The 17,374-nt window shown below is 71.7% G+C and carries 18 protein-coding genes; 7 read left to right on the top strand and 11 right to left on the bottom strand.

All coding sequences use genetic code 11. From position 1 onward, the window contains the following. Positions 1 to 966: a glycine betaine ABC transporter substrate-binding protein gene (locus tag ACFWWR_RS10075; RefSeq protein WP_383873247.1), complete on the top strand. Its 966-nt coding sequence runs from the start codon at positions 1 to 3 to the stop codon at positions 964 to 966. 98 nt (positions 967 to 1,064) lie between these two features. Here the strand turns inward: ACFWWR_RS10075 and ACFWWR_RS10070 are convergent, their stop codons facing one another. Genes ACFWWR_RS10070 through ACFWWR_RS10060 form a run of 3 tightly spaced genes read right to left on the bottom strand, consistent with a single transcriptional unit; the run spans position 1,065 to position 2,748 of the window. Continuing rightward, the gene (locus ACFWWR_RS10070) at positions 1,065 to 1,793 is read right to left on the bottom strand and encodes an isocitrate lyase/phosphoenolpyruvate mutase family protein (RefSeq protein ID WP_384302733.1); all 729 of its coding nucleotides are present in this window, start codon (positions 1,791 to 1,793) and stop codon (positions 1,065 to 1,067) included. Continuing rightward, positions 1,790 to 2,194: a carboxymuconolactone decarboxylase family protein gene (locus tag ACFWWR_RS10065; protein ID WP_383873320.1), complete on the bottom strand. Its 405-nt coding sequence runs from the start codon at positions 2,192 to 2,194 to the stop codon at positions 1,790 to 1,792. Before ACFWWR_RS10065 ends, ACFWWR_RS10070 begins: the two co-directional genes overlap by 4 nt. Before the next feature lie 44 nt (positions 2,195 to 2,238). Beyond that, complete coding sequence (locus ACFWWR_RS10060) at positions 2,239 to 2,748, bottom strand: carboxymuconolactone decarboxylase family protein (protein ID WP_383873242.1); 510 nt, start codon at positions 2,746 to 2,748, stop codon at positions 2,239 to 2,241. Positions 2,749 to 2,795: 47 nt separating this feature from the next. Here ACFWWR_RS10060 and ACFWWR_RS10055 point away from each other — a divergent pair, with 47 nt between their 5' ends. Further along, positions 2,796 to 4,181: a PLP-dependent aminotransferase family protein gene (locus tag ACFWWR_RS10055; protein ID WP_384302731.1), complete on the top strand. Its 1,386-nt coding sequence runs from the start codon at positions 2,796 to 2,798 to the stop codon at positions 4,179 to 4,181. A gap of 124 nt (positions 4,182 to 4,305) precedes the next feature. On the opposite strand, the gene ACFWWR_RS10050 is transcribed toward ACFWWR_RS10055, so the two are convergent. Continuing rightward, positions 4,306 to 5,163 (bottom strand): hypothetical protein, encoded by an 858-nt coding sequence (locus ACFWWR_RS10050; protein ID WP_384302729.1) that lies wholly within the window; start codon positions 5,161 to 5,163, stop codon positions 4,306 to 4,308. A gap of 99 nt (positions 5,164 to 5,262) precedes the next feature. On the opposite strand from ACFWWR_RS10050, the gene ACFWWR_RS10045 reads away from it, so the two are divergent. Beyond that, positions 5,263 to 5,634, top strand: coding sequence for a hypothetical protein (locus tag ACFWWR_RS10045; RefSeq protein WP_384302727.1), 372 nt, complete (start codon positions 5,263 to 5,265; stop codon positions 5,632 to 5,634). Between the two features lie 26 nt (positions 5,635 to 5,660). Continuing rightward, the gene (locus ACFWWR_RS10040; RefSeq protein ID WP_383873230.1) at positions 5,661 to 6,845 is read left to right on the top strand and encodes a glutathionylspermidine synthase family protein; all 1,185 of its coding nucleotides are present in this window, start codon (positions 5,661 to 5,663) and stop codon (positions 6,843 to 6,845) included. Positions 6,846 to 6,853: 8 nt separating this feature from the next. On the opposite strand, the gene rocD is transcribed toward ACFWWR_RS10040, so the two are convergent. Beyond that, positions 6,854 to 8,077: an ornithine--oxo-acid transaminase gene (gene rocD, locus ACFWWR_RS10035; RefSeq protein ID WP_383873227.1), complete on the bottom strand. Its 1,224-nt coding sequence runs from the start codon at positions 8,075 to 8,077 to the stop codon at positions 6,854 to 6,856. Between the two features lie 222 nt (positions 8,078 to 8,299). On the opposite strand from rocD, the gene ACFWWR_RS10030 reads away from it, so the two are divergent. Then, on the top strand, positions 8,300 to 9,748 hold the full coding sequence (locus tag ACFWWR_RS10030) for a glycine hydroxymethyltransferase (RefSeq protein WP_383873224.1): 1,449 nt from the start codon (positions 8,300 to 8,302) through the stop codon (positions 9,746 to 9,748). 316 nt (positions 9,749 to 10,064) lie between these two features. Here ACFWWR_RS10030 and ACFWWR_RS10025 read toward each other — a convergent pair whose 3' ends face one another. The 4 genes from ACFWWR_RS10025 to ACFWWR_RS10010 all read right to left on the bottom strand — a co-directional run bounded on the left by ACFWWR_RS10025 (position 10,065) and on the right by ACFWWR_RS10010 (position 13,332). Then, the gene (locus tag ACFWWR_RS10025) at positions 10,065 to 10,793 is read right to left on the bottom strand and encodes a hypothetical protein (protein WP_384302725.1); all 729 of its coding nucleotides are present in this window, start codon (positions 10,791 to 10,793) and stop codon (positions 10,065 to 10,067) included. 92 nt (positions 10,794 to 10,885) lie between these two features. Further along, a complete protein-coding gene (locus tag ACFWWR_RS10020; protein WP_383873218.1) occupies positions 10,886 to 11,581 on the bottom strand; it encodes a hypothetical protein in 696 nt (231 codons plus the stop codon). Between the two features lie 178 nt (positions 11,582 to 11,759). Then, positions 11,760 to 12,716: a hypothetical protein gene (locus tag ACFWWR_RS10015; RefSeq protein ID WP_384302723.1), complete on the bottom strand. Its 957-nt coding sequence runs from the start codon at positions 12,714 to 12,716 to the stop codon at positions 11,760 to 11,762. Further along, positions 12,703 to 13,332, bottom strand: coding sequence for an RNA polymerase sigma factor (locus ACFWWR_RS10010; RefSeq protein ID WP_384302721.1), 630 nt, complete (start codon positions 13,330 to 13,332; stop codon positions 12,703 to 12,705). Before ACFWWR_RS10010 ends, ACFWWR_RS10015 begins: the two co-directional genes overlap by 14 nt. A 100-nt stretch (positions 13,333 to 13,432) precedes the next feature. Between ACFWWR_RS10010 and trpS the strand changes: the two genes are divergently transcribed. Beyond that, complete coding sequence (trpS, locus tag ACFWWR_RS10005; RefSeq protein ID WP_384302719.1) at positions 13,433 to 14,446, top strand: tryptophan--tRNA ligase; 1,014 nt, start codon at positions 13,433 to 13,435, stop codon at positions 14,444 to 14,446. 139 nt (positions 14,447 to 14,585) lie between these two features. Further along, positions 14,586 to 15,170, top strand: a complete 585-nt coding sequence (locus ACFWWR_RS10000; RefSeq protein WP_383873207.1) for a 2'-5' RNA ligase family protein — start codon at positions 14,586 to 14,588, stop codon at positions 15,168 to 15,170. A 6-nt stretch (positions 15,171 to 15,176) separates the two neighbouring features. Here ACFWWR_RS10000 and ACFWWR_RS09995 read toward each other — a convergent pair whose 3' ends face one another. After that, a complete protein-coding gene (locus ACFWWR_RS09995; RefSeq protein ID WP_384302717.1) occupies positions 15,177 to 15,932 on the bottom strand; it encodes a decaprenylphospho-beta-D-erythro-pentofuranosid-2-ulose 2-reductase in 756 nt (251 codons plus the stop codon). A 59-nt stretch (positions 15,933 to 15,991) separates the two neighbouring features. Further along, the gene (locus ACFWWR_RS09990; RefSeq protein WP_383873202.1) at positions 15,992 to 17,347 is read right to left on the bottom strand and encodes an FAD-binding protein; all 1,356 of its coding nucleotides are present in this window, start codon (positions 17,345 to 17,347) and stop codon (positions 15,992 to 15,994) included. Between the last annotated feature and the right edge of the window lie 27 nt (positions 17,348 to 17,374).

Genomic DNA, 17,374 nt, shown 5'->3' with positions numbered 1-17,374 from the left:
ATGCGTGTACGCACGCGTGCGGTGAGCGCCATGACCGCGGTCGGCGCCCTGCTGGCCCTGGCCGGGTGCGGTGCCGCCGACATGACCAAGCAGGCGTCCCCGTACGCCAACGCGGGAGGCGCCAAGAGCGTGACGCTCTCCGTCCAGAGCTGGGTGGGCGCCCAGGCGGACGTGGCGGTCGCCGAGTACCTGCTCAAGCACGAGCTGGGCTACCGCGTCGACCTCGTCCAGATCGACGAGGTCCCGGCCTGGGACGCACTCAGCCAGGGCCGCGTCGACGCGATCATGGAGGACTGGGGCCACCCGGACGAGGAGCAGCGGTACGTCAAGGACAAGAAGACGATCACGCCCGGCGGCGACGTCGGCGTGACCGGCCACATCGGCTGGTACGTCCCCACGTACTTCGCGAAGAAGCACCCGGACGTCACCGACTGGAAGAACCTCAACAAGTACGCGGAGCAGTTCCGTACCGCGGAAAGCGGCGGCCAGGGGCAGCTGATGGACGGCTCCCCCTCGTATGTCACGAACGACAAGGCCCTCGTGAAGAACCTCGGCCTGGACTACAAGGTCGTCTTCGCGGGCTCCGAGGCGGCGCAGATCACCCAGATCGAGCAGTTCGCCAAGCAGCAGAAGCCGTTCCTGACGTACTGGTACAAGCCGCAGTGGCTGTTCGAGAAGGTGCCGATGACGGAGGTGAAGCTGCCCGAGTACAAGGAGGGCTGCGACGCCGACCCGACGAAGATCAAGTGCGCGTACCCGCACACTCCGCTGCAGAAGTACCTCAACGCCGACTTCGCCAAGCGTGGCGGCAAGGCGGCGGCCTTCCTGAAGAACTTCAAGTGGAGCGAGGCCGACCAGAACGAGGTCTCCCTCGACATCGCCGACAAGAAGATGTCCCCGCAGGACGCGGCGAAGAAGTGGGTCGACGGCCACAAGTCGACGTGGCAGGCGTGGCTGCCCAAGTAGGCGACCCGACTCGACTCTGACGCTTGACCGGTCGTGGGGTGCTCGCGCTGTATGCGGGCACCCCACGACCGCGAACCGGCTCTCCGGCGCGCCGCCGCCTACCGCTTCAGGTCCGCGGCGATCTCGCGCAGTGCCTGGGCCGCCCGGCGTTGCAGCCCCGGCCCGAACGTGACGCGGGTGGCCCCGAGTTCCCCGAGTTCGGTGGGGGAGGGATACTCGCCGTCGCCCTCCAGCACGGCGAACACGTTCATCGGCCCCTGGATGCCGGAGCGCAGCAGCGGCAGCACGGTCGTCGGGGCGCCGATCGGATAGACGCAGTCGGCACCCGCGGCGACGTACAACGCGGCCCGTCGGATGGCCTGTTCGGGATCGGTGACGCCTCTGAGGAAGGTGTCGACGCGGGCGTTGACGAAGAGCGAGTCGCCGGCGGCGTACCGCACCTCGGCGAGCCAGTCGGCGTGCTCGTGCGGGTCCTTGAGGCCGCCCGCGGACGAGTCCTCGAGGTTGCAGCCCACGGCGCCCGTCTCCAGCAGCCGCTCCACCAGCTCCTTCGGCGCGATCCCGTAGCCGCCCTCGATGTCGGCGGACACCGGCACGTCCACGGCCCGTGCGATCCGCGCGACCGCGGCGAACATCTCGTCCGCCGGAGTCGCCCCGTCCTCGTACCCGAGCGAGGCGGCGACCCCCGCGCTGGGTGTCGCGAGCGCCGGGAAGCCGGCCTCGACGAACACGCGGGCGCCGGCCGCGTCCCAGGGGCCGGGGAGGACGAGCGGGTTGTCCGGTGTCCGGCCGTGGTGGAGCCTCCGGAAGATCTCGGCCTTGTTCATGGTGTGTAACCCCCCGGCGGGACACGGCGTCCGACCATGACCCTGTTCCAGTTGTTGATGGCGGTGATCAGCGCGACGAGGTGGGCCAGCCGAGCCTCGTCGAAGTGCACGGCGGCCCGCTCGTACACCGCGTCGGGCACGAAACCGTCGGTCAGGACGGTCACCGCCTCGGTCAGCGCGAGCGCGGCCCGCTCCCGCTCGTCGAACACGTCCTCCCCGGCCTCCTCCCACGCGGCCAGCAGACCGAGCTGTCTCTCGCTCACCCCGTGCTCGCGGGCGATGGCCAGGTGCATGTCGAGGCAGAAGGCGCAGTGGTTGAGCTGCGAGGCCCGGATCACGACGAGCTCGGCGAGGCCGGGGTCGCCGAGCCCCTTCTTCGCGGCGGAACTGAGCGCGGACATCGCCTGACCGACGGCCCGGTCGAGGAGCCCCGTACGGGTCGTCGTCACTTGTGGTGCCCCGGCTCGTAGTGCCCCGGGGCCATACGGAAGGTCACCCCGAACCGGTTCCACGCGTTGATCACCGCGATCGCGGAGATCAACTGCGCCAGCTCGGCCTCCTCGAAGTGCTTGGCGGCAGTCTCGTACACCGCGTCCGGCACGAAACCGTCGGTCAGGACGGTCACCGCCTCGGTCAGCTCCAGCGCCGCGAGTTCCTTCTCCGTGTAGAAGTGCCGCGACTCGTCCCACGCGCTCAGCTGGACGATCCGCTCGACGCTCTCGCCCGCCGCGAGCGCGTCCTTGGTGTGCATGTCGACGCAGAAGGCGCAGTGGTTGATCTGCGAGGCGCGGATCTTGACCAGCTCGTAGAGCCGGTGGTCGAGGCCCTGCTTGGCCGCCGTGTCGAGGCGGATCATCGCCTTGTAGACCTCGGGGGCGAGCTGGGCCCACTGCATCCGGGCCGGCGGTTCGGGCGCGTACTCCATGGTCGTGGGGGCGTGGTCGTTCGTCGTCATGCCCTCGACCCTAGGAGGCAGGCAGCCCAGGGGTATGGTCCATTTCCATGCCGAAACCTTGGGCCACCCTGGGCGTCGACCTGCACGTGGAGCCGACCGGTCCTGGCCTGCGCCGGGGCCTGACCGACGCCCTGCGCGAGGCAGTACGGTCCGGCCGGCTGGCCCCCGGCACCCGCCTGCCGTCCTCCCGCACCCTCGCCGCCGACCTGGGCGTCGCCCGCAACACGGTCGCCGACGCCTACGCCGACCTGGTCGCCGAGGGCTGGCTGACCGCCCGCCAGGGCTCGGGCACCAGGGTGGCGGAGCGCGTGATCGCCGCTCCGGCCGGCGCGGCCCCTCCCCGCCGGGAGCGCCACCGCCCGACGTACGACCTCCGCCCCGGCGCCCCCGACCTCGCCGCCTTCCCCCGCACGGAGTGGCTCAAGGCCGCCCGCCGGGCCCTCACCGCCGCCCCGAACGACGCCCTCGGCTACGGCGACCCCCGCGGCCGCGTCGAACTGCGCACCGCCCTCGCCGGTTACCTCGCCCGCTCCCGGGGCGTACGCACGCACCCCGACCGGATCCTCGTGGTCGCCGGCTTCGGACACGGCCTGAAGGTGCTGGGCGCGGTCCTGCGGGCGCGCGGTGTACGGACCGCCGCGGTCGAGTCGTACGGCCTGAAGATCCACGAGGACCAGCTGAGGACGGCGGGCCTGCGCACCTCACCCCTCCCGTTCGACGAACTGGGCACCGACCCCTCGTACCTGACCGACGAAGGGGCGGTACTGCTCACCCCCGCCCACCAGTTCCCCATGGGCGTGCCCCTGCACCGCGACCGGCGGGCGGTCGTCCTGGACTGGGCGCGGCGCACCGGCGGACTGGTCCTGGAGGACGACTACGACGGCGAGTTCCGCTACGACCGCCAGCCGGTAGGAGCACTCCAGGGCCTGGACCCGGACCACGTCGTCTACCTGGGCACGGCGAGCAAGTCCTTGGCCCCGGGCCTGCGCCTGGCCTGGATGGTGCTGCCGCCGGCTCTCGCCGAGGAGGCGGCCTCCGCCAAGGGCGGCATCGACACCTGCGGTGTCCTCGACCAGCTCACCCTGGCGGAGTTCCTCACCTCCGGCGCCTACGACCGCCACGTACGCGCCGCCCGCCTCCGCTACCGCCGTCGCCGGGACGCCCTGGTCGACGCCGTCGCGACCCGGGCCCCCGGCGTCCACGTCACCGGTATCGCCGCAGGCCTCCACGCCGTCCTGACCCTCCCCCCGGGCACCGAACGATCCGTCCTCCAGGCCGCCACCTGGCAGGGCCTGGCCGTCCACGGCCTCTCCTTCTTCCGCCACGAGTCGGCAACCGCCGCCCGACTGGACGCCCTGGTGGTGGGCTACGGAACGCCGCCCGACCATGCGTGGGCGGGGGCGTTGGGGGCGTTGTGCGGGGTGCTGCCGTGAGCGTCGGCACAGACCGGGGCCCGAGGGGCGGAGCACCTGGCGGTCGGAAAGGGGCGGAGCACCTGGCGGGGTCGATGGGTCGGAGCACCTGGCGGGGTCGAAAGGGCGGAGCCCTTGGAGACCATCACACCCCCGCACCCGACACCTCCCCGAACCGCGCCAACACCAACGCCCCCACCACGGCCACCGCGAACCCCAGCACAGCCACCCACCCCACCCCCTCCCGCGTACGGTCCCCCAGCCACACCACCCCCACCACCGCCGGCCCGACCGTCTCCCCGATCACCATCGCCGCCGTAGCCGTGGTCACCGAACCCCGCTGCAACGCCGACGTCAGCGACAAGAACGCCGCCCCACCGCCCAACACCAGGGCATACGCGGCCGGATCGGCGAACAGCCTTGCCGGCGCGAGCGAGTCGACCAACCGCACGGCCACCTCCACCACCCCGAACCCGACCCCCGCCCCCAGCCCGAGCAGCGCCGCCCGCCCCCGCTCCGGCAACCGCCCACCGCTCAGCCCGAGCACCAGCACCACCACGGCCACCCCGAGCATCACGTACGCCAGGACCACCGACCCGCCCCGGTCCCCCTCCGTCCCGGACGCCACGCCCAACATCGCGAGCCCCGCACACACCACCCCCACCGCACGCCACTCGCCCCAGCTCAACGGAACCCGCAGCACCCGCGCCGCGACCACCGCCGTCACCGCCAGACTCGACGCCAGCGCCGCACCGACCGCGTAGATGGGGATCGACCTCAGCGCGGCGACCTGCAACAGAAACCCCACCCCGTCCAGCGCCAGCCCGGCCAGATACCGCCACTGCCGGACCGCCCGGAGAAGGAGCGCCGCCTCCCCGCCCCCGCCGGTGTCCGCCGCCCGCGCCGCCATCGCCTGCAAAACCGTCGCCGTACCGAAACAGACCGCGGCACCAAGGGCACACACCGTTCCAAAGAGCACAAAGCGACTGTAGGGGGAGGTCATCACTGGTGGGCCGCCCGTCGGCGTGCTCTTACCGATCTCTAGGCTGTCCGCCGGACGACGCACACCGGGCCACCGGCCCGACCAACGGGGAGACACGAAATGGCAGACGCACGTCGGCAACTCCGCTCGGGCACGGTCGCACTCGGCGGCGTGGGCCTGCTCGCCGCGGCACTGACGGCCTGCTCCTCCGACCCGGACAAGCGCTGCGTCGACCGCGACAGCTACAACGCGTCCAAGGGCTACGAGGTCGTCGCCGACAAGAACTGCAAGTCCGCCACCACCGTCAACGGTGCCTACTACTACGGCGGCAAGAAGAAGAGCGGCTGGATCAAGGGCGGCTCCTTCACCAAGTCCGGCAAGAAGTCGGGTAGTTCGAGCACCGGCGGAAGCAGCAGCAGCGGCGGCGTCGACCGAGGCGGCTTCGGCAGCGGCGACAGCGGAGACAGCGGCAAGGGCAGCTCCGGCGGCTGACCGACCCACCTCTCAGGAAGCCCCACATGCAGCGCCACACCATCGACCCCCGCCCCGGCTGGCAGCAGACCGTCGAGGAGCAGGGGCTCATCTACCCGCTCACCCGCCACCCCGACGACTCCCTGCGCCCCTACTGGGACGAGAGCGCCTACTACTCCTTCACGCTCCCCGAGGTCGAAGCCCTGGAGGAGGTCGTCGAGGAACTCCACCGCATGTGCCTCACGGCGGCCGAGCACATCGTGGCCGCGAACCGCTTCGCCGACCTCGGCATCACCGACCCCCGCCTGGCCGAGGCGGTCGCCGAGGCCTGGCACCGCCGCGCCGAACTCCCCTCCGTCTACGGCCGTTTCGACCTCCACTACGACGGGACGGGCCCGGCGAAGCTCCTGGAGTACAACGCCGACACCCCCACCTCCCTCGTCGAGGCCGCCTCGCCCCAGTGGTTCTGGATGGAGGAACGCTTCCCCGGCGCCGACCAGTGGAACTCCCTCCACGAACGCCTCGTCGCCGCCTGGAAGAAACAGGCCGCCCTCCTCCCGCCCGGCAGCCCCCTGTACTTCGCGCACTCCTCGGCCGACGAACTCGGCGAGGACCTCATGACGGTCGCCTATCTGAAGGAGACCGCGGAACAGGCGGGACTCGACACCGACTGGATCTCCATGGAGGAGATCGGCTGGGACCCGCTGTCCGGCCGCTTCGTCGACAACCAGCTCCGCTTCATCCGCAGCTGCTTCAAGCTCTACCCGTGGGAGTGGCTGACCACCGACCGCTTCGCCGACCACGTCCTCGGCACCCTCGACAACGGCGGCGGCACCGGCAGCACCCTGTGGATCGAACCGGCCTGGAAGATGCTCCTCAGCAACAAGGCGCTGCTGGCGATCCTCTGGGATCTGTTCCCCGGCCACCCGAACCTCCTCCCCGCCCACCTGGACGGCCCCCGCGAACTGGCGACGACGACCGGCTACGTCGCCAAGCCCCTGCTGGGCCGAGAGGGCGCGGGGGTGACGGTCCACGAGCCCGGCGCCGACCCCGTCCTACGCCAAGAGGCGTGCTGCTACCAGGAGTTGGCCCCCCTGCCCGACTTCGACGGCAACCACGTCGTGCTCGGCGCCTGGGTCGTGGAGAACGAGTCCGCGGGCCTCGGCATCCGCGAGTCCTCCGGCCTGGTCACCGACGAGTACGCCCGCTTCCTGCCACACGTGATCCGCTGAGGAACCTCCTACAGGGCCGCGGTTCCCCACAGCCCCAGTACGGCACGCAACTGGTCCAGTCCCCAGTCCAGGTCCTCCTTGCCGATGACGAGGGGCGGCGCGATCCGGATCGTCGGCCCGTGCGTGTCCTTCACCAGCACACGCCGCTCCATCAGCCTCTCCGAGACCTCCCGGCCCGTGCCGTACGACGGCTCGACGTCGACGCCCGCCCACAGCCCGCGCCCGCGCACCGCCGTCACCCGCCCCGTCCCGGCCAGCGCGCCCAACTCCCGGTGCAGATGCTCGCCGAGCTCCGCGGAGCGCGCCTGGTACTCGCCCGTCCGCAGCATCGCGATCACCTCCAGTGCCACCGCACAGGCCAGCGGATTCCCGCCGAACGTCGACCCGTGCTCCCCGGGCCGGAACACCCCGAGCACCGCCGTGCTCGACACCACCGCCGACACCGGCACGATCCCGCCCCCGAGCGCCTTCCCCAGCACATACACGTCCGGCACCACCCCCTCGTGCTCGCACGCGAACGTCCGCCCCGTCCGCCCCAGCCCCGACTGGATCTCGTCCGCCACGAACAGCACGTTCCGCTCCCGCGTCAGCTCCCGCACCCCCGGCAGGTAACCGGCCGGCGGCACCAGTACCCCCGCCTCGCCCTGGATCGGCTCCAGCAGCACCGCCACCGTGTTCTCGGTCACCGCCGCCCGCATCGCCGTCAGATCCCCGTACGGCACGATCTCGAAGCCCGGCGTGTACGGCCCGAAGTCCGCCCGCGCCTCGGAGTCCGTGGAGAAGCTGATGACCGTCGTCGTACGCCCGTGGAAGTTGTTGCCGGCCACCACGATCTTCGCCATCTCGGCGGGCACGCCCTTGACCCGGTACCCCCACTTCCGGGCGGTCTTCACCGCCGTCTCCACCGCCTCCGTGCCGGTGTTCATCGGCAGCACCATCTCCATGCCGCACAGCTCGGCAAGCTCCTCGCAGAACGCCGCGAACCGGTCGTGGTGGAACGCCCGGGACGTCAACGTCACGCGCTCCAACTGCGCCTTCGCCGCCTCCACGAGCCGCCGGTTGCGGTGCCCGAAGTTGAGCGCCGAGTAGCCGGCCAGCAGGTCCAGACAGTGGCGCCCCTCCACGTCCGTCATCCAGGCCCCGTCCGCGGTGGCGACCACCACGGGCAGCGGATCGTAGGTGTGCGCACTGTGGGCGTCGGCCGCGGCGACGAGCCGTTCCGTAGCGTTCACGGGATCTCCCTGAGGTGGCGGTGGCCTCCTTCCTATCGTCGCTCGCATGGTGGACGCGGGACCTGTCCGATGCGGCGTGCCCGGTAGGCTGACGGGCGGGCCGTGACTGGCGCGCTGGGATGGGATGAACCATCGGGGAGCGGCCCCTGGACCTTGTCCAGCACCGAGTGCCGTGCGCCTGGGCCGTACCGTGAACGCTGAACACGACGTCCGGAGGTCCCCATGCCAGCCGAACCCCTCTCTCACGAGTCCACCGCCTTCCGTGCCGCCCTCGACGTGATCCGCGCCGTCGAGCCGCGCGTGGCCGACGCCATCGGCCAGGAGGTCGCCGACCAGCGCGAGATGCTCAAGCTGATCGCCTCCGAGAACTACGCCTCCCCGGCCACCCTGCTGGCCATGGGCAACTGGTTCAGCGACAAGTACGCCGAGGGCACCATCGGCCGCCGCTTCTACGCCGGCTGCCGCAACGTCGACACCGTCGAGTCCCTCGCCGCCGAGCACGCGCGCGAGCTGTTCGGCGCCCGCCACGCCTACGTCCAGCCGCACTCCGGCATCGACGCCAACCTCGTCGCCTTCTGGTCCGTCCTCGCCCAGCGCGTCGAGGTGCCCGCCCTGGAGAAGGCCGGTGTCCGCCAGGTCAACGACCTCTCCGACGCCGACTGGGCCGAGCTCCGCCAGGCCTTCGGCAACCAGCGCATGCTCGGCATGTCCCTGGACGCCGGCGGCCACCTCACCCACGGCTTCCGCCCGAACATCTCCGGCAAGATGTTCGACCAGAGCTCCTACGGCACCGACCCCGCCACCGGCCTCCTGGACTACGAGGCCCTGCGTGCCACCGCCCGCGAGTTCAAGCCGCTCATCATCGTCGCCGGCTACTCCGCCTACCCCCGTCTCGTGAACTTCCGGATCATGCGCGAGATCGCCGACGAGGTCGGCGCCACGCTCATGGTGGACATGGCCCACTTCGCCGGTCTCGTCGCCGGCCGGGTCCTCACCGGCGACTTCGACCCGGTTCCGCACGCCCAGATCGTCACCACCACCACCCACAAGTCGCTGCGCGGCCCGCGCGGCGGCATGGTCCTGTGCGACGACTCTCTCAAGGACCAGGTCGACCGCGGCTGCCCGATGGTCCTCGGCGGCCCGCTCCCGCACGTCATGGCCGCCAAGGCCGTCGCCCTCGCCGAAGCGCGTCAGCCCTCCTTCCAGGACTACGCCCAGCGCATCGTCGACAACTCCCGCGCCCTCGCCGAAGGCCTGATGCGTCGCGGCGCCACCCTCGTCACCGGCGGCACGGACAACCACCTCAACCTGATCGACGTCGCCTCCTCCTACGGCCTCACCGGCCGCCAGGCCGAGGCCGCCCTGCTCGACTCGGGCATCGTCACCAACCGCAACGCCATCCCTGCCGACCCCAACGGCGCCTGGTACACCTCCGGCATCCGCATCGGCACCCCCGCCCTCACCACGCGCGGACTCGGTACCGCCGAGATGGACGAGGTCGCGGGCCTCATCGACCGCGTCCTCACCTCCACCGAGCCCGGCACCACCAGCAAGGGCGCCCCGTCGAAGGCCCAGCACGTCCTCGACCCGAAGATCTCGGACGAGATCTCCCACCGTGCAACCGACCTCGTGGCGGGCTTCCCGCTGTACCCGGAGATCGACCTCGGCTGACACCTCGGCCGACGGGCCGGGTCGCCCGCGCCGACCGGGGAGCCCCGATCGCGGCTCCCTGGCCGGCGGCCGTCGCTCCGGACGCCACTCACGCGTGCTCGGCCCGTCGCCTCGGTCGACGGTCCCGGTCCGCCGTCGCCTCGGTTCCCACGGTCCAGGTCCGCCGCCACCTCGGTTCACGGTCCCGGTCCGCCGTCACCTCGGATCAAGGACTCGGTCATCGCCTCGGTCGACGGTCTCGGCCCCTGGCCTGCGCCGACGGTCTCGGCTCAGCGCCAGGGTCCGCCGGCTCTGGGTCCGTCCCCCTCGTTCCGGCTCAAAGATCGATCAACTCCTGTCGTGGTTCCTCCCGCGGCGGTCCGGCACCCGGCGGGGCTGCCGCGCGGCGTATCAGCAGCGTGCCGCCGACCCCGGCGGCGAACCCCGCGGCGAGACCCGGTACCGCCCACCAGGCACCGCTCGCCGCCGGTCCGGGCCCGTCGGCACGGCCCGCGCCCCCGGCCGCCCCCTCACTGGCCGCCCTCTCACCGGCCGCACCCAGCAGTCCCGCCCAGTTAGTCCGCTCGAAGACCGAGCGAGGCGCCCGATGCCAGCGGATGTCGTCGTCCGCCACCTCGGGCGCGACGTCCGAGCGCACCCAGGGCACACCGTCAGCGGCCACGAACAACTGGTCCTGCCGCTCCATGGCCACGTCACCACCCGGCGCCGAGTCCGTCTGCGGCCAGCCCCCGACACCCGTCAGCCCCCACATCACAGTGATCCGCACCGGTGGATACCCGCCCTCGTCCCAGGCCTCCGACACCCGCTCCGTCCCCGCGTACATCGGCTCAAGCAGCTGCCAGAGACGGGCGAAGTCCGGCTCGCCCGAGCGCAGGAGCGTCGTCCGGCCGGTGCCGCCCGCGACGACCACCGCCACATCGGGCACGTCCCGGCCCGGCCCCTGAGACGCCGCGTCCGCCGCGGGCATCCCGCACAGGGCCGCCACCACGGACACCGGCACGAAGACCGCGAGCCGCCCAGCGACACGTCTGCTCCAGGTCCTCATCCGGCTCCCCACACGACTGCGGCGCAATGCCATCCGTCCCCCTCCATGTCGCCATGTCGTCCATCGCCTCATCCGTCGCCGCCCCGGACGTCTCACACGTCCCGCAGCTCCTGCCGCGGCCCCGGCTCCGGTCGCCATCGGTCCCACGGCATCCGCGTGGCGAACAGTCGGAGCACCAGCGCCAGGACGGCTCCGGCTGCCGCGCCGGGCAGTACCCACCACCAGTCGGTGCCTTCCCCGGGCCCGTCTTGCGCGGCCGGTGCGACGGCCGCGTCCGCTACGGAGTCCGTCGTATCGACGCCGGCGTCGCTCCCGGTCTCGCTCGTCTGCCAAGGCGCCGGGAAGATCGCGGAGGAGCCCTGACCCGAGGTCTTACCCATCACCCCCAGGTCCTTGAGCAGGGCGCGCAGTTGGCCGGGGTGTCGGGCGCGGTGCCAGTGGCCGTTCACCGTTTCGGGGAGGTTCGCCGCCGTGTGTATCCAGACCTCGTCGGCGTCCGTCAGCGGGAAGACCCGGTCCAGGCGCCAGGGCGACACGTCGTGTGCCATCCAGGTGACGTTGATCTGCCGGGCGGCCATCAGATCGGCCTCCGGCGGCTTGTCGCGGACGCCGGTGCCGGGGGTGCCGAGCAGTTGCTCCAGCTCTCCGTACTCCTCGTCGGAGTAGTACAGCGCCGCCGTCTCCGTGCTCTGCGGTGAGACCACGAGCACGCTCGTGGGTCCGCCGGCCGACGCCGAGGAAGCCCCCCACAGCATCAGCGCCAACGCCACCGCCAAGGCCCCTGTCAACGCGGCCAGTTCACGACAGCGGCCGCTCCAGCCGACAACGATCCCGTTCCCGATCCCAACCCCGATCCCGCGCATCGAACCCCCTGCAAAGCCGGCCCATCCCCGTGCGGCCCGCCCACGAGCCGCGTGTCACTTCTGGTACACCGCCCGACCCGTCGGGGTTCCCACCCCGCCCGCACTATCTCGGAGACTTCTCGGGCGCCCCGTCGAGGGACTTCGCGATCTCCACCGCCCGCCCCTGCGACGCCACTCCCTCCAGCCGCAGCGTCACGTGCGAGCCGCCGGAGCCGCCCGAGTCGCCGGAGCTGCCCGAGCCGTGCATCCACAGCAGCGTCGGCCCGGCGGTCCGCTGCTCGCGGGTGTGGCGGGAGCCGTACGCATCCACCAGCCAGAAGCTCAGCAGGTGCGGTCGCGGAAACCACAGGGCCGTGTTCGTCGGCGTGCCGGCGTCCGCGGGGTTCTCGCTCAGCGAGATCCACGTGGGCTGCTCGGGCACACTCTTGGCGAAGCCGACGTCCAGACTGGCCGGGTACTGGTCCAGGCGGACCGTGCGCCCCTGCTCGCGCCAGCACAGGCTCACCAAGAACCGCCCCTGCGGCTCGTCGGTGACCGACACGGTGTCCGGCGCGCCCAGCGCCGGAGGAACCAGCGGCTCGAACCCGGCCTCGCGCTCGGCCCGCGCGAGCGAGAGTGGCTTCCCGCAGCCGGGCACCTCGGCGCCGGTCGACGGCACCGCCGACGGGTCGTACCGCACCTCGACCCCGCCGAAGTCGAACCAGTCGAGGACCGCGGCCCGCACCGGGGGCGTGAGCGCGAGGACCGCCAGCAGTCCGCACAGCGTCGCGGACAGCGATCGCCACCGAGCCCGTGTCCAGAACCGGGCCGCCCGTAGCCGATCACCTACCCCCGGCGGCTCGGCCACCGGAACGGGGACCTGCTCGGCGAGTATCCGCTCCAGCACCCGCTCGACCATCGACTCGGCCCCGGCGCCGCCCGGGGGGTCCAGCGAACGCCCCAGCGCCCGCAGCTCCTCCGGCAGCCGGGCGGCCTCGCCGCGCCGACGCCCCCCGCCCCTGTCACCGGCGCCGCCCTCACCGCCGTGGGTATTCCGCTCCCGCTCCTCACTCACGCTCATCACCCCCTTCCCGAGTCTCCCGAGTCTCCCGAGTCTCCCGAGGCCGGAAATCCGGCAGCAGCCGGCTCATCTTCCGCAGTGCGCGGTTGAGCCGGGACTTCACCGTCCCCCGGGGCCAGCCCAGGGCCTGGGCCGTCTCGGACTCGTCCATCTCCAGCAGATAGCGGTAGGTGACGACCAGGCGGTGCTCCTCGGACAGCTTCTCCAGGGCGGCCAGCAGGGCGGCGCGGCGCTCCGTCTCCAAGGTGGCCACCGCGGGGTCCGCCGATTCCGGTATCAGCGGGTCCGCCTCCACGAAGGCCGCCTCACGGCCGGCGAGCGTCCGCTGCCGGGCCGCCGTCCGCACTGTGTTCCTCGTCTCATTGGCCACGATCGACAGCAGCCACGGCTTGAACGACGCGCCGTCCTTGAACCGGCCCAGCGCGCAGTACGCCTTGACGAAGGCCTGCTGCACAACGTCCTCCGCGTCCGCACCCGCCCCGAGCGCGGCGGCCGCCCTGAGCGCGAGGCCCGTATGGGCCCGCACCAGGTCCGCGTACGCCTCCGGGTCTCCGGCGCGTACGCGTGCGATCACCGCGGCCTCATCGACGATGCGGCCCCCCTCCCGCGTCCTCACATTCTTGGTACACCGCTCGGGCCGGATCGGTTCCCACCCGAGTCCCCTCTGTTTCCGGCCGGTTCCGGATCGGCCCCCGACACCTGAGAGAATGGTGAGCATGGCCTCTGACCGACCCCGCGTGCTCTCCGGAATCCAGCCCACCGCAGGCTCGTTCCACCTCGGCAACTACCTCGGCGCCGTCCGCCAGTGGGTGGCCCTGCAGGAGTCCCACGACGCGTTCTACATGGTCGTCGACCTGCACGCGATCACGGTCCCGCAGGACCCCGCGGACCTGCGTGCCAACACCCGGCTCGCCGCCGCCCAGCTCCTCGCGGCCGGTCTCGACCCGGAGCGCTGCACGCTCTTCGTTCAGAGCCACGTCCCCGAGCACGCCCAGCTGGCCTGGGTCATGAACTGCCTCACCGGCTTCGGCGAGGCGTCCCGCATGACCCAGTTCAAGGACAAGTCGGCCAAGCAGGGCGCCGACCGCGCCAGCGTCGGCCTGTTCACGTATCCGGTCCTCCAGGTCGCGGACATCCTGCTGTACCAGGCGCACGAGGTCCCGGTGGGCGAGGACCAGCGCCAGCACATCGAGCTCACCCGCGACCTCGCCGAGCGGTTCAACGGCCGCTTCGGCGCGACCTTCACCGTCCCGAAGCCGTACATCCTCAAGGAGACGGCGAAGATCTACGACCTTCAGGACCCGTCGATCAAGATGAGCAAGTCGGCGTCCATGCCGAAGGGCCTCATCAATCTCCTCGACGAGCCCAAGGCCACCGCCAAGAAGGTCAAGAGCGCGGTCACCGACACCGACACCGTCATCCGCTTCGACCCGGAGAACAAGCCGGGTGTCAGCAACCTGCTCACCATCCACTCGACCCTCACGGGCGAGGGGATCGCGGAACTGGAACAAAAGTACGAAGGTAAGGGCTACGGCGCTCTCAAGGCGGACCTGGCCGAGATCATGGTCGAGTTCGTGACGCCGTTCCGCGAGCGCACCCAGCAGTACCTGGACGACCCGGAGACACTGGACTCGATCCTGGCCAAGGGCGCGGAGAAGGCGCGTGCCGTGGCCGCGGAGACGCTCTCGCAGGCGTACGACCGGGTGGGTTTCCTGCCCGCCAAGCACTGAGGCGTACGACCGCACAGGCGCACCGCAGGGCAGAGCGCTGCACATCACTACGGTTGCGCCTGCCCACAACACAGCCGTGGCCGTACAGTCGATAGCCGGACGGCTGGGAACGCACCCGAACAGGACGACAGGAGACGACGTGGGGACCGTAACGATCGGCGTGTCGATCGCGGTCCCGGAGCCTCACGGCAGCCTGCTCCAACAGCTGCGTGCGGGCTTCGGCGACGCAGCAGCTCACGGCATTCCCACGCACGTCACCCTGCTGCCACCGACGGAGATCGACGAAACCGCGTTGTCGGCCGTCGAGGCCCACCTGACCGAGGTCGCCGCGGCCGGCCGGCCCTTCCCCATGCGGCTGTCGGGCACGGGCACGTTCCGGCCGCTGTCGCCCGTGGTCTACGTCCAGGTCGCCGAGGGCGCCGAGGCGTGCACCTGGCTGCAGAAGCAGGTCCGGGACGCCTCCGGCCCCGTGGCACGCGAACTGCAGTTCCCGTACCACCCGCACGTCACGGTGGCGCACGGCATCGACGACGACGCCATGGACCGCGCCTTCGAGGAGCTGGCCGACTACCGGGCCGAGTGGCCCTGCACCGGCTTCGCACTCTACGAACAGGGCGCCGACGGCGTGTGGCGCAAGCTGCGTGAGTACGTCTTCAAAAGCCCGGTGGTGCCGCCGCAGGCGGAGCACCTCAAGCGCGGTTCTCTGCCGACAGGCCAGCTGTAACCACGGTTACAGCGGCAGCCGCCGGAACACCGGCCGCGGCACGTGCCGCAGTGCCGACATCACCACGCGCAACGCCCCCGGCACCCATACCGTCTCGGTGCGCCGCCGCAGCCCCAGCTCGATCGCCGAGGCGACCGTCTCCGGCGTCGTCGTGAGAGGTGCCTCCGGCAGGCCCGAGGTCATCTTCGTGCGGACGAATCCGGGGCGTACGACCATCACGTGCACGCCGGTGCCGTGCAGGGCGTCGCCCAGGCCCTGGGCGAAGGCGTCGAGGCCGGCCTTGCTCGAGCCGTAGATGAAGTTCGAGCGGCGGGCGCGCTCGCCGGCCACGGAGGACAGCACCACGAGCGAACCGTGGCCCTGGGTCTGCAGCCCGCGCGCGGCGACCAGCCCCGCCGACACCGCTCCCGTGTAGTTGGTCTGCGCGACACGCACCGCGCTCGCCGGTTCGCGTTCGTCCTGCGCCTGGTCGCCGAGGATCCCGAAGGCGAGCAGCACCATATCGACGTCGCCCTCGGCGAAGACCTTGCCGAGCGTGGTCTCGTGGGAGTCGGGATCGAGCGCGTCGAAGGTGACGGTGTGGACCTCGGCCCCGAGGCCGCGCAGGTGCTCCGCGGCCTCGTCCAGGGCGGGCGTGGGGCGTCCCGCCAGCCACACCGTGCGGGTGCGGCGGGCGATCAGGCGGCGTGCGGTGGCGAGCGCGATCTCCGACGTGCCGCCGAGGACGAGCAGGGACCGGGGGATGCCGAAGGCGTCCTTCACGACAGCTCCAAGAGGTTGCCCCAGCCGTGCGGCTGAAGGGGGTGAGACGGCCGGGGTGATCAGATGTCGAGGCGCCGGGACAGGTCCGAGGCGAAGACCCCGCGCGGGTCCAGCTCCGCGCGCAGGGCGCGGAAGTCGGCCAGGCGTGGGTACATCGCGGAAAGCAGTTCGGGACGCAGGCGGGAGTCCTTGGCGAGGTAGAGGCGCCCGTCGGCCGCGGCGACCTCCTCGTCCAGTTCGTCGAGGAAGGCGCCGAGGCCGGGCAGGTGGGCCGGGATGTCCAGGGCCAGGGTCCAGCCGGGCACGGGGAAGGAGAGCCAGCCCGGGTCGGCGTCCCCGAAGCGCTTGAGGACGGCGAGGAACGACGGGCACCGGCGCTGCGAGATGCGGCGCACGATCCGGCGTACGGCGTCCTCCTGGCCGTGGCCGACAACGAACTGGTACTGCACGAAGCCGCCGCGGCCGTAGATCCGGTTCCAGTGGGGGACGCCGTCCAGGGGGTGGAAGAAGGTGGAGATCTTCTGGAGTTCGCCGGTACGCGCGCGTGGGGCTTTGCGATACCAGAGCTCGTTGAAGAGTCCCACGGTCTTCCGGTTGAGCAGGCCCTCCGGGAGGAAGGCGGGAGCGGCCGGAAGGTGGGAGGTGCGGAAGGCCAGTGGGTCTCTGCGCGCGCGCGTGCGTTGCGGCAGTGCCTCCAGGGGGGCGTGGTCACCGCGGGTCAGCACCGCGCGGCCCGTCGCCGCGCCGCGCGCCAGGAGGTCGATCCACGCGACGGAGTAGCGGTAGTGGTGATCGGTGGCCGTCAGACGGGCCATCAGGTCGTCCAGGTCCCGTGCGCGCTCGGTGTCGACCGACATGAGCGAGGTCTCGACCGGCTGGAGCCGGACCGTGGCGGTGAGGATCACGCCGGTCAGGCCCATGCCGCCGGTCGTCGCGTCGAACAGCGGCGTGCCACGGCCGACCGTGCGGATCTCGCCGTCGGCGGTGAGGAGTTCGAGCGACAGGAGGTGCCGGGAGAACGAGCCCGACACGTGGTGGTTCTTGCCGTGGATGTCCGCGCCGATCGCGCCGCCCACCGTGACGTAGCGGGTGCCGGGGGTGACCGGCACGAACCAGCCGAGCGGCAGCAGCACGTGCATCAGCCGGTGCAGGGAGACGCCCGCGTCGCACAGCACGATCCCGTCGTCGGCGTCGATGACGTGGATGCGGTCGAGAGCCGTCATGTCGAACACGGACCCACCGGCGTTCTGTGCCGCGTCACCGTAGGCCCGCCCCAGGCCTCTCGGGATGCCTCCACGGGGCCCGCAGTCCCGGACGGCGGCCACGGCCTCCTCGTACGTCCGTGGGCGGACCAGACGCGCGGCGGTGGGGGCGGTGCGGCCCCAGCCGGTGACGGAAACGGTGTCGGCAGACATGTCGGTGACCGTATCGCCCCTTAGTGG

It is taken from the genome of Streptomyces sp. NPDC058678 (genome assembly GCF_042714835.1).
GTDB lineage: Bacteria > Actinomycetota > Actinomycetes > Streptomycetales > Streptomycetaceae > Streptomyces.
Note: the sequence above shows the minus strand (reverse complement) of the source record. Positions and strands in the feature narration are given on the sequence as shown.